The 12177-nt window shown below is 70.9% G+C and carries 4 protein-coding genes; 1 reads left to right on the top strand and 3 read right to left on the bottom strand.

The window, feature by feature from the left end; translation table 11 throughout:
• Positions 1-511: 511 nt before the first annotated feature.
• Both OHT61_RS02630 and OHT61_RS02635 read right to left on the bottom strand, forming a co-directional pair.
• On the bottom strand, positions 512-4798 hold the full coding sequence (locus OHT61_RS02630; RefSeq protein WP_329034680.1) for a discoidin domain-containing protein: 4287 nt from the start codon (positions 4796-4798) through the stop codon (positions 512-514).
• Between the two features lie 378 nt (positions 4799-5176).
• Positions 5177-6361, bottom strand: coding sequence for a S8 family peptidase (locus tag OHT61_RS02635; RefSeq protein ID WP_329034682.1), 1185 nt, complete (start codon positions 6359-6361; stop codon positions 5177-5179).
• A 349-nt stretch (positions 6362-6710) separates the two neighbouring features.
• Between OHT61_RS02635 and OHT61_RS02640 the strand changes: the two genes are divergently transcribed.
• Positions 6711-9908, top strand: a complete 3198-nt coding sequence (locus OHT61_RS02640; RefSeq protein ID WP_329034684.1) for an alpha-L-rhamnosidase — start codon at positions 6711-6713, stop codon at positions 9906-9908.
• 113 nt (positions 9909-10021) lie between these two features.
• Here the strand turns inward: OHT61_RS02640 and OHT61_RS02645 are convergent, their stop codons facing one another.
• Positions 10022-12097: a beta-galactosidase gene (locus tag OHT61_RS02645; RefSeq protein WP_329034686.1), complete on the bottom strand. Its 2076-nt coding sequence runs from the start codon at positions 12095-12097 to the stop codon at positions 10022-10024.
• Between the last annotated feature and the right edge of the window lie 80 nt (positions 12098-12177).

Genomic DNA, 12177 nt, shown 5'->3' on the forward strand with positions numbered 1-12177 from the left:
GCACACTCAACCACTGGCGACATGTGAGCGCAATATCTCGCGCAGTTTTCGTAAATGTTTGACATCCCTCCGCATGCGACGCACGGCGGATTGAAGGTGCCTCGACTCCGCGTGGCGCCCGCGGCGGACCCCAGGCCGGCGCCCACGACTGCCCGACGACGCCCCACAGGGCCCCAGGAGGCCACTGAGGGCCCGTACGGGGGTGGGAGCCGGGACCGGATGCCGTCGCGTCGCGAGACGACCGCACACGGCCGGCCGAGAGGTGCTCGGAGACACGTGAAAAGCCGTCAGCACCCTGCGGGGCAGGGCACCGACGGCTCTCCGCCCGGCGGCCGCGACCGACGGTCTCGATGCGGAGCCGGGCTCGCCCACGGGCCCACGGGCGGCCTCGGGGAGCGCGATTCGGTCTCCGCTCCCGCAAGAGACGGACTTCCACGCGCAAGGGCGCTACGCGAGCGGGGTACCCCCGGATGCTCCCGGAGGTACCCCGCCCGCACGGTGTGCGCCCCCCTTACGGGTTGATGTTGATCTTGAAGGAGGAGGTGGTGTTCTTCACGTCCTGGGCGTTGCCGCTGAGCTTCAGCCCGTTGAACGTGACCTCACCGACGGCAGGCCCCTGGCCCGCCTCCGGCATCTCGTTGGCCCACAGCCCGAAGCCCGACTTCGCGTCGAAGGCGTCGCCGCTCTTGCGCGCGCCGGTGATCGAGATGTCGGTGAGCACCGTGTCCTTGATCGGGAACTGCGGCTGGCCCCCCACGTAGTTCGTCTGGAACATGATCCCGCTGTACGTCGGGTCGACGATGTCCACGTGCGAGATCCTGATGCCCTGGAAGACCTTGGAGGCCGAGAACAGCCAGATCCCCGGGAAGGTCTGCGACCCCCAGAAGTGGCCGCCGGACCGGATGACGGACACGTTCTCGATCGCGGTGGGTGCGGTCCCGAAGCCGTTCATCGGGTAGCCGAAGTCCAGCGAACTGACCGTGATGCCGGAGTACACCAGGGTGTCGGCGATGAGGATGTTGCGGAAGGTGTTGTCATAGCCGCCGTACACGGCCACACCCGCGGCCCTCCAGGTGAGGATGGACGTGAGGTTCTCGTACACGTTGTTCTTCATGTCCGAGCCGCCGGAGTCGATCGCCGAGAACAGCGCGAAGCTGTCGTCGCCCGTGGCCCGCGCCTCGTTGTTGGTCACGTGGTTGTCCGTGGAACCGTTGGTCATGTTGATGCCGTCGGCGAACATGTTCCGGATCCGCGAGTTCTTGATCGTGACGTTGTCGGTGTTGGCCCCCCAGTAGAGGCACACCATGTGCTCGTTCCAGATGTTGTCGATCACGATGTCGGAAACGTTCGAGAAGTCGAACACCTTGCCGGGACCGTCGATGCGGGACGTGTAGTTGCCGAAGTACGCGAAGTTCGAGAACGACGAACCCTTCGCACTTGCCTCCGCACGGAACCCGATGTCGGTGTTGTCCTGCATGGACGGGGCCCGGAACCGGGTGAACCAGGGCCCGGCACCGACGACCTTCACGGCCTTGCCGTAGACCTGGAACTTGCTGGCCGTGGAGTAGTCACCCGCCGGCAGGTAGACGCCCACGAGGGTCCCCGTGGTGTCCATGCGGACCTTGTCCAGGGCGTTCTGGACGTCCTGGTGGGTGAAGCCGGCCGGCACCGTGTAGGTCGCCGGGTCCGGATTCGCGACCTGGGACACCTGCTCCAGGCTGACGAAGTCGACCGCGTAGGTGCTGGTGTTGGCCGCGTCCTTCTGCAGGCGGATCCTGCTGCCCGCCGGGACCGTCTTGCCCAGCATCACGTTGGCCTCGTCGTAGATGTGCCGGGGCGCGCCGGAGCCGGGGTCGTTGCCCGGGGCCGTCTCGTTCCCGTACAGCCAGGCGTACTTCGAGGTCAGGTCGATCGCCTTCAGGAAGGTTCCGTCGACGTAGACGTTCAGCTTCGAGTCGGTTCCGCCGCCGCCCGCCGAGTCGGGGATGGAGAAACGGGTGACCAGGGTGTTGGTGGTGGCCCTGGTGGTGAACTCGACGTACTCACCGGTGCTGTTGAGGGTCACGGCCTTCCGGCCCGAGGCCTCGCCCGCGATGTCGCCGACGGTCCTGTTGGGGCCGACGACCTTGGCGCCGCCACCCGCGACGCCGTCCTCGGCCTCGTACATGTCGTACGGCATGTTGGCGCCGCGTCCGACGAACAGCGACTCCGTGCTGGTGTTGTTGGCGCGCTTCACCGGGAGTTCGTTGGCGTCGTCGGCGAGCACCACCTTCACCGTGTACGAGCCGTTGGCGGCCGTCCACGTGCCGAGCGAGACGGGTGACGTGGTCGCGCCGGCCGCGATGGCCCCGTTGTGCGCACCGGTGAGCGTCTTCACCGTGGCGCCCTTGGAGTCGAGCAGGGTCAGGGTGATGCCGTGGCTGCCGCTCGCGGAGGCCACGGAGCCCTGGTTCCTGATCGCCACGGAGAACGTGACCGTGTTGCCGTTCGACGGTGCCGAGGGCGAGGTCGTGACCGCGCTCGCGACGAGGTCCGAGCTGGAGACCGGCTTCACGACCAGCGGAGTGCCAGCGGTGAAGGCGTTGTTGGTCTCGTTCTGCTCGATGATCTCGCCGGCCGGGTCGACGACCGCGCCCAGCGTGTAACTGCCCGCGTCGCGCGCGCCGATGGAGGCGGTGACCTGGGCGGAGGCGCCGGCGGCGAGAGCGCCGACCGATGCGGTGGCGACCTTGGAGCCGCCGAGCTGGAAGTCCAGCTTGCCGGCCGGGGACGCGACGGCGCCCGAGTTGCGGACGGTGGCGGACAGGGTGATGGCGTCCGACTCGACGGGGGCCGAGGGCGCGGCGCTGACCGCCGTGACCTGCAGGTCCGGGTTGGGAGCGGGTGTGCCCAGCACCTGGAACTCGGCGACCTGGCCCGCGCCGGAACCGGTGTTGGAGGTGAACTTCAGCTGCACGTCGGCCACCCGGGCGGTGACCGGGATCGTCACCGTGTTGCCGGTGGCGGGGCTGAACGCGTAGTCCTTGGCGGCCGCCAGGCTGGTGAACGAGGTGGCGTCCTGCTCCCGTCCGAGCACCTGGATGTTCTGGGTGCGCGCGCCCCAGCTGCTGTCGGGGTTGAGCTTGACGACGACGCTCTCGGTGTCGGCGTTGGCGCCCAGCTTGACGGTCAGGGTGTTGGGGTAACTGCCGCCCGCGCCTTCCCAGTAGGTGGTGAGCGAGTTGTCGTTGGCGTTGGCCGCGACGAACGTGTGCACCACCGAGGAGGCCGTGATCGGCTTGGAGACGGCCAGGTTGGAGGCACCGCTCGTGGAGCCGTTACGCGTCACGGTGTTGCTGGCGCCGGATATGTTGCCCGCCGCGTCCTTGGCCCTGACCACGTAGCTGACGGTGGTGGCCGCGGACTGGGTGTCGGTGTAGGTGGTGACGTCGCCCGCCACGCTCTTGCGCAGCACGTTGTTGGCGTAGACGTCGTAGCCCGTGACGCCCTTGTTGTCCGTGGACGCCTGCCAGGTCAGCTTGATCTGACCGCCGGCCGGCTCGGTGAAGGCCAGGCCGGACGGGGCGGTGGGCGCCTGCGTGTCGCCGGAGTCACCCGCGCGGGTCACGGTGTTGCTGTTGCCGGACACGTTGCCCGCCGCGTCCTTGGCCCGTACGTAGTAGGACACGCTCTCCCCGGCGGGGCGGGTGTCGGTGTACGTGGTGACGCCGCCGGCCACCGAGGTCAGCAGGACGTTGTTGGCGTAGACGTCGTAGCCCGCCACCCCGGTGTCGTCCGAGGACGCCTGCCAGGTCAGCCTGATCTGTCCGGTGGCCGGCTCGGTGAAGGCCAGCCCCGAGGGGGCGCTGGGCGCCTGTGTGTCACCGGTCGCCGGGCCGTAGATCTCCAGTTCCGAGAGCTGCGCGGCGGGCTGGACGGAGTTCGCGGTGACGAGGACCCGCACGTAGCGGGTGGTGGTCGCGTCGAAGGAGATCGTCGTCGCCTGACCGCCCGCGGCGTTGAACGCGTAGGCCCTGGACGCCGTCAGGTCGGTGAAGTCCGAGCCGTTGGTGCTGCCCTGGAGCTTCAGCGTCTGCGTCCGCTCACCCCAGCCGTCGGGGAGCCGGAGCACCACGCGGTCGACCCGTACCGAGGAGCCCAGGTCGGCCTGGATCCACTGCGGGAGTGCGTTGTTCCTGCTCTCCCAGTAGCTGGCACGGTTGCCGTCGTTGCCGTTGGAGGCGACGTAGACCTCGGTGTAGCTGCTGGCGGTGAGCGTCCGGCCCGCGGCGAGGTTGCCCGACGACTCCCCGGCGGCCCGGACCTCGAGTTCGGAGAGCTGGGCGTTCTGCCAGCCCGTGTTGGCCGTGATGTTCACCCGGACGAACCGGGTCTGCGTGGCCGGGAAGGAGATCCGCACCTCGTTGGAGGCGCCGGGGCTGAAGGTGTAGGCGGCGGACGTCTTGAGCGTCGAGAAGCTGGTGCCGTCGGCGCTTCCCTGCAGGGACAGGGTCTGCTGCCTGCTCTCCCAGCCCGCGGGGAGTTTCAGCCTCACCTCGTCGACCCGGGCCGTGGACCCGAGGTCGGTCTGCACCCACTGCGGGAGCGTGCCGCCCGTGCCCTCCCAGTACGTCGCCTGGTTGCCGTCCGTCACGTTCCGGGCGGCGTACTCCCCGGCGCTGCTCGCCGCCGCGGGGCGGCCCGAGGCGATGTTGGGTCCGTCGGCCGCCGACGCGGTGAGCGCCGGCCATCCGATCATCAGAAGACTGGTCGTGACCACGGCGGAAAGGGCCCGCAGTCTCCAGCGTTGGGCTCTCATAAGTCCCCGATCTTCGGCCTCGGCGCGGGACACGCCGAGAGCGCGGCTCTGTCTGTGCGGTTCAGTGACGCTCGTTTGTGCACGTACTCAGCTGTGTTTTGCGTAGAGCGGTCAGAGAGTTGCAGAGAACTGCGAGAGCGTCCACTGTTGGGACAGAAACCGGAACACAGAGGCGCGTGACTGCGCGGCCACAAAGACTGTGCAGAGGCGCTTACTTGCGGGGTTTCGATGACAGATTCAGGGCGTGAAAGGGCTACGCAACTCACGCAAGCTGCTTGCGTGAAGCCGCAAGGCGGCAGAAAGCCCCAGCTCCACGGCACGACGAAGAGCGGGGCCCGCCTGCCGCGGGCCCCGCTCCGGTGAGGGTGTCCGGCGGGGTCAGAGCCCGCCGGTGTACAGCAGCCGGTCGGGCGAGCCGGAGCCCAGGCCGGTCAGGACGTCCGGGGTGGCCTCGGCGGCGAGCCAGTCGGTCACCGCCTGCGGCGTGGCGTCCGGGTTCTGCTCCTTGTAGAGGGCGGCGACACCGGCGACATGGGGGCTCGCCATGGACGTACCGCTCAGTGTGGTGGACCCTCCGCCGAGCTTCGCGGACACGATGCTCACCCCGGGGGCATAGGTCTGCACGCAGGTGCCCCAGTTGCTGAACGTCGCCTGCCGGTCCTGCTTGTCGCTGGCACCCACGGCGAGCACACCGTCGGCGCGCGCCGGGGAGACGTCGCAGGCGTCCTGGTTCTCGTTGCCCGCCGCGACGACGGGCAGGGTGCCCTCGGCCGCCAGCGCGTCGAACGCGTCGTCGACCGCCGACGACGCCGGGCCCCCGAGGGAGGCGTTGACCACGGCCGGCTGCTCGGCGTTCTGCGCGATCCAGTCGAGACCCGCGATGATCCCGGCCCAGGAGCCCGAACCCTCGCAGTCGAGCACCCGGACGGGCACGAGCGAGGCGTCGGGGGCGACACCGTACGTCGCACCGGCCACGGTTCCGGCCACGTGGGTGCCGTGGCCGTTGCAGTCCTCACCGTTGCGGCCGTCGCCCACCGCGTCGTAGCCGGAGCCCACCCGGGCGCCGAACTCGGTGTTCCCGGACTCGATGCCGGTGTCCAGGATGTAGGCGGTCACCCCCTCGCCCCGCCCGGTCGCGGCGTACGTGCCGTCCAGCGGCAGCTTCCGCTGGTCGATGCGGTCCTGCCCCCAGCTGGAGGCGGCGACCAGGCCGGCCGCCGAGGACGCCGCGTCGGGCGGCGAGACGGACGCCTCGCTGTTCTCCTCGACGGCCGAGACGCCCGCCGTGCCGCGCACCTGCTCGAGCTGCGCGGGCGTCAGCGAGGCCGCGAACCCGTGCAGCACCTTGCTGTAGGTGAACAGGGTGCTGACCCCGAGCTGCTCGGCCATGGCCTGCGGCGCCTGCTCGGCGGAGAGGGTGACGATGTACTGCCCGGGAACGGCCCGGGGCGACTTCTGCACCGGCACGAGGGCCTCGCCGGTGTCGGCCGTGGCCGTGGTGGTGCCGATCAGGGGTGCGATCAGCAGTAGGGCGGCAGGTGCCCAGCGGGCGCGCAGGCGCATGCGGTCTCCCTTGAGGTGGAGGCGGATCGCGGGCCGCGTCGGGCCCGCGACGTGCGAACACCTGACCTTTCGTCCACATCCCGGGCGGGCCTTGAGCCACGTCAGCCGGACAGCGCAACGATCGGTACGGGGTGAGACCATTCGGCCCCGTTCGTGAAAGGTTTCAACCGATGCCGCGACCGAAGATAGACCGGCCCCGGCGAGGCCGTCAATGCCGCACACAGCAACCTTGCCAACAAGGGCTGGGAAAGACCCTCATCGCGACAGATCTCTTGACAGCGTTGAACCAGGACTCTAGCTTCACATGCCTGAAACGATTCATTGTCGCGTCGTTACGGAGAGCCCCCTCGTGATCAGCAGAAGACGACTGCTCAGCACCACCGCCGCCGCGACCGCGCTCGCCGCGGTGTCGGCCCCCGCCGCGGGTGCGTCGGAAAGCACGGCCCGGGCCGCCGGACGGGCTCGCGTCACGCGTCCGAACGTCGAGTACGTCCACCAGCCGCTCGGCATCGGCACCCGGAGTCCGCGGCTCAGCTGGCCTGTCACCTCGGACGGCACGGACCGGAGCCAGACCGCCTACCAGGTGCGCGTCGCGACCTCGCCCGACCGTCTCGGCAAGCCGGACGTCTGGGACAGCGGCAAGGTCGTGTCCGCCGCGTCGGTTCTGGTGCCGTACGCGGGCCCGGCGCTCACCTCCCGCACCCGCTACCACTGGTCCGTCCGGATCTGGGACACCGACGGCCGGGCCTCCGCCTGGAGCGAGCCGTCCTGGTGGGAGACCGGACTCCTGGAGGAGTCGGACTGGTCGGCGGGGTGGATCGGCGCGCCGGCCGCGCTCGCGGGCACCCCCGCCCTGGCCGACGCCTCGTGGATCTGGTTCCCCGAGGGCGACCCCGCGGTCGAGGCCCCGGCCGCCACCCGGTGGTTCCGCGGCCGCGTCGAGGTGCCAGAGGGCGTCACCCGTGCCCGTCTGGTCATGAGCGCGGACGACGGGTTCACCGCGCGGGTGAACGGCGTGCAGGTCGCGCACACCGAGGCCGACGGACCCGCCGAGAACTGGAAGCGCCCGGTCCTCGTCGACGTGACGAAGCACCTCTCCCCCGGCGTCCAGGTGATCGCGGTCTCCGCCACGAACGCCACCGCCGGACCCGCCGGGATGTTCGGCGCCCTGGAGCTGACCACGGCGGACGGTGTCGTCACGGCCGTCACCGGCGCCGACTGGCGGGCCACCGACAAGGAGCCCTCGGGCGACTGGCACACCGGCGCCTACGACGATGCGGCCTGGCCCGCGGCCAAGGTCCTCGCCCGCTGGGGTTCGGGCCCCTGGGGCAAGGTGTCGGTCGCGTACTCCCCCGCCACCCAGCTGCGCCGCGAGTTCCGGATGGGCCGCAGGAAGGTCGCGCGGGCACGGCTGTACTCCACGGCCCTCGGCCTCTACGAGGTGTCCCTCAACGGCAGGACCGTGGGAGAGGACCGGCTGGCTCCGGGCTGGACGGACTACGACAAGCGGGTGCAGTACCAGACCTACGACGTCACGGGCCTGCTCGAACCGGGCGGCAACGCACTGGGGATCACGCTCGCGGCCGGCTGGTACGCCGGGAACATCGCATGGTTCGGACCGCACCAGTACGGCGAACAGCCCGCGGCCCTGGCCCAGTTGGAGGTGACCTTCACCGACGGGACGACCGAGCGCGTGGTCACGGACTCCGACTGGCGGGCCGCCGCCGGTCCCGTCACGGCGGCGGACCTCATGGCGGGCGAGGAGTACGACGCCCGGCTGGAGACCGACGGCTGGACCCGTGCCGGCTTCGACGCCTCGCGCTGGCTCACCGTCAAGCGGATCGACGGGGTCACCGCCGCGCTCGTCGCCGAGGTGGACGGCGCCTGCAGGGTGGAGCGCGAGCTGACGGTCCGGGAGATCACCGAGCCGAAGCCCGGGGTGTTCGTGTTCGACCTCGGCCAGAACATGGTGGGCACCGCCCGCCTCTCCGTGTCGGGACCGGCCGGCACGACCGTGCGCCTGCGGCACGCCGAGGTGCTGAACCCGGACGGCACCATCTACACGACGAACCTGCGCACGGCGCGAGCCACCGACACGTACACGCTGAAGGGACGCGGCCGCGAGACCTACGAGCCCCGCTTCACCTTCCACGGCTTCCGTTACGTCGAGGTGACGGGCTATCCGGGCACACCGGGGCGGGACGCGATCGTGGGCCGCGTCATCCACACCTCGGCACCGTTCACCATGGACTTCACGACCGACGTGCCCATGCTGAACCAGCTGCACAGCAACATCACCTGGGGCCAGCGCGGCAACTTCCTCTCCATCCCGACGGACACCCCGGCGCGCGACGAGCGCCTCGGGTGGACCGGCGACATCAACGTCTTCGCGCCCACCGCCGCGTACACGATGGAGTCCGCGCGCTTCCTCACCAAGTGGCTCCACGACCTGCGGGACGCCCAGACCTCCGACGGCGCGTTCACGCACGTCGCCCCCGACCTGCCGAACGTCGGCAACGGGGCCGCGGGCTGGGGCGACGCCGGCGTGACGGTTCCCTGGGCGCTCTACCAGGCCTACGGCGACGTGCGCGTGCTGGAGCAGTCCTGGACCTCGATGGTCAGGTGGCTGGAGTACCTGGAGGCGCACAGCACGGGCCTGCTCCGGCCGGCCGACGGATTCGGGGACTGGCTCAACATCGAGGACGAGACGCCCAAGGACGTCATCGCCACGGCCTACTTCGCCCACAGCGCCGACCTGGTCTCCCGGATGGCCGAGGTGCTCGGCAAGGACCCGGCGCCGTACAGGACGCTGTTCGGGCGGGTGCGGGACGCGTTCCGGACCGCGTACGTCACCGCGGGCGGACGGGTGAAGGGCGACACGCAGACGGCGTACGTCCTGGCCCTGTCCATGGACCTGCTGGCGGCGGGCGACCGCGCCCCGGCGGCCGACCGCCTGGTCGCCCTCATCGAGGCGAAGGACTGGCACCTGTCGACCGGCTTCCTCGGCACCCCGAGGCTGCTGCCGGTGCTCACGGACACCGGCCACACGGACGTCGCCTACAAGCTGCTGCTGCAGCGGACCTTCCCGAGCTGGGGCTACCAGATCGACCGGGGCGCCACCACGATGTGGGAGCGCTGGGACTCCATCCGGCCGGACGGAAGCCTCCAGGACGCGGGGATGAACTCCTTCAACCACTACGCCTACGGCTCGGTCGGGGAGTGGATGTACGCGAACATCGCGGGCATCGCACCCGGCGCCCCCGGCTTCCGCGAGATCCTCGTGCGCCCGCGTCCGGGCGGCGGGGTGAAGCAGGCCGAGGGCCGGTTCGACTCGCGGTACGGGCCGGTGACGACCCGCTGGAAGAAGGACACGAAGGGGTTCGCCCTCAGGGTGGTGCTGCCGCCCAACACGACCGCGGAGGTCTGGGTGCCGGGCGGTGACCGGCGCAGCGCGGGCGGCGGGCCCGCGGCCTTCCTGCGGCTGGACGACGGATGCGCGGTCTTCTCCGTCGGCTCGGGCACGCACGCCTTCACGGCGTCCGCCTGACGGACACAGGCCGGGCCCCGGGGACGATTCCGTCCCCGGGGCCCTCATCCGCGCCGGCGGGCGGCCCGCCGGCGTCAGGAGTGCCGTGCCTGCGTCAAGAGTGCGGCCGGCGCTCAGGACGGGCCGGCGAAGGGCGACGTGCCGGCCGGCGTCCGGAGCACCGCGACTCCCCGCGGGGCGAGGACGAGACCTCCGTCGTCGTCCCGCCCCGCGCCGGCCAGTACCTCTCCGGCCACGTCGTCGAATCCGACGGGCGCGTCCGTGCGGTTGACGAGGAACCAGAACGCGTCGGTGCCGTCGGTCCGTACGGTGAGCTCCACCGCTCCGCGGGCACCGGCGGGCAGTTCGCTCGCCACCCCGGCTTCGGACAGCATCGGCCGCAGCACCTCGGCCAGCCCGTCGACGCCCAGCCGGGTGGAGACGTAGGCGGCGGATCCGCCGGCCGCGGGGGCGCGGCGTGTGAGGGCGGGGCGTCCTGCCTGGTCGCCCGACGCGTAGTGCGCGAGCACGGTGACCTCGGGGTCGGTGACGTCGATGCGGTCGGTCCACAGGGTGCCGGTGAGGCCGTTGTCGAGCAGCACGTCCTCCCCGTCCGGCAGCGGGCCGAACTCCTCGATCCGGATGCCGAGGAGGTCGCGGAGCGCGCCCGGGTATCCGCCGAGGTGGACGTGGTCGTTCTCGTCGACGACACCGGAGTAGTAGGTGGCCGCGAGATGGCCGCCGCCGCGCACGAAGGCGTCCAGACGCCCCGCGAGCTCCGCCGGGACGACGTGCAGGACGGGGGCGGCGACGAAGTCGTAGCCGGTCAGGTCGGAGGCGGTGGTGACGACGTCGGCCCGCACGCCCAGCGAGAGGAACGCCGAGTACCAGTCGAGCGCCTCCTGCCGGTAGTCCACCAGGGAGGACGGCTGCGAGTCGCGCTCGACGGCCCACCAGGACTCCCAGTCGAAGACCAGGGCGACGCGGGCCGGTTCCCGTACGGAGCCGACGACGGGGGCGAGCGTGTCCAGCGTCCGGCCGAGCGCCGCCACCGAGCGGAACACCTCGCTGTCCGGGCCGGCGTGGGGCACCATCGCCGAGTGGTACTTCTCGGCGCCGGCGGCGGACTGGCGCCACTGGAAGAAGCAGACCGCGTCGGCTCCGTGCGCGACGTGGACCAGCGAGTCCCGGGCGAGTTCGCCCTTCTTCTTGGCGAGGTTCACGTGCTGCCAGTTGACCGCGCTGGTCGAGTGCTCCATCAGGAACCAGGGCGTACCGCCGGCGATGGAGTGGGTCAGGGCGGCCGAGAAGGAGAGTTCGTCCAGGCGCTGCGGCCCCGGGTGGGCGTAGTGGTCGTTGGAGACGAAGTCGATCTCGCCGGCCCAGTCGGGGTAGTTCATGCCCTTGGTCCCGCCCATCACCATGAAGTTGGTGGTGACCGGGACGCCGGGGGTGATCCGGCGCAGGACGTCCCGCTCGGCGCGGAGGTAGTCCTTCAGCGCGTCCGAGGAGAAGCGCTTGAAGTCGAGCTGCTGGGTGGGATTGGCGTGGCTCGCGGCGAGCCGCGGCGGCTGGATCTGGTCCCAGTCGCCGTACTGCTGCGACCAGAAGGAGGTCGCCCAGGCGTGGTTGAGCCCGTCGAGCGTGCCGTAGCGGTCGCGCAGCCAGTCGCGGAAGGCGCGGGCGGCGTCGTCGGAGTAGTCGTAGATGTTGTGGCAGCCGAGCTCGTTGGAGATGTGCCAGGCGACCAGGGCCGGATGGTCCGCGTAACGGGTGGCCATGGCCTCCACCAGCCGCAGCGCGTAGGCGCGGAACACGGGCGACGTCGGCCGCCAGTGCTGGCGCGCGCCCTGGGAGAGGGTCTCACCGGTCCGGGTCACCGGCAGGATCTCCGGGTGCAGCGTGGTCAGCCAGGGCGGCGGCGAGGCGGTGGCCGTGGCGAGGTCGACGGCGATCCCGCCCGCGTGGAGCAGGTCGAGCACCTCGTCCAGCCAGTCGAAGTCCCAGCGGTCCTCGGCCGGCTGCAGGCGGGCCCAGGAGAAGATGGCGACGGAGACGACGGTCACCCCGGCCTCACGCATGAGCCGGACGTCCTCCTTCCACACCTCACGCGGCCACTGCTCCGGGTTGTAGTCGGCCCCGTAGGCGAATCGCGCGGGGCTGCCGTCGGCGGTCGGGCGCAGCCAACGGCGCCCGGAGGTGGGGGTCATGATGATCCTTCTCGATGCTGAGGTGCGAGTACGGCGCGGGGCGGCCGCCCATGGGCAGGGCGGCCGCCCCTGTACCGGTG

The sequence above is a fragment of the Streptomyces sp. NBC_00178 genome, from assembly GCF_036206005.1.
Classification (GTDB): Bacteria; Actinomycetota; Actinomycetes; order Streptomycetales; family Streptomycetaceae; genus Streptomyces.

Coding starts and splice junctions, on each gene's coding strand:
- OHT61_RS02635 (WP_329034682.1), bottom strand. CDS start 6,361: ATGCGCCTGCGCGCCCGCTGGGCACCTGCCGCCCTACTGCTGATCGCA.
- OHT61_RS02645 (WP_329034686.1), bottom strand. CDS start 12,097: ATGACCCCCACCTCCGGGCGCCGTTGGCTGCGCCCGACCGCCGACGGC.
- OHT61_RS02630 (WP_329034680.1), bottom strand. CDS start 4,798: ATGAGAGCCCAACGCTGGAGACTGCGGGCCCTTTCCGCCGTGGTCACG.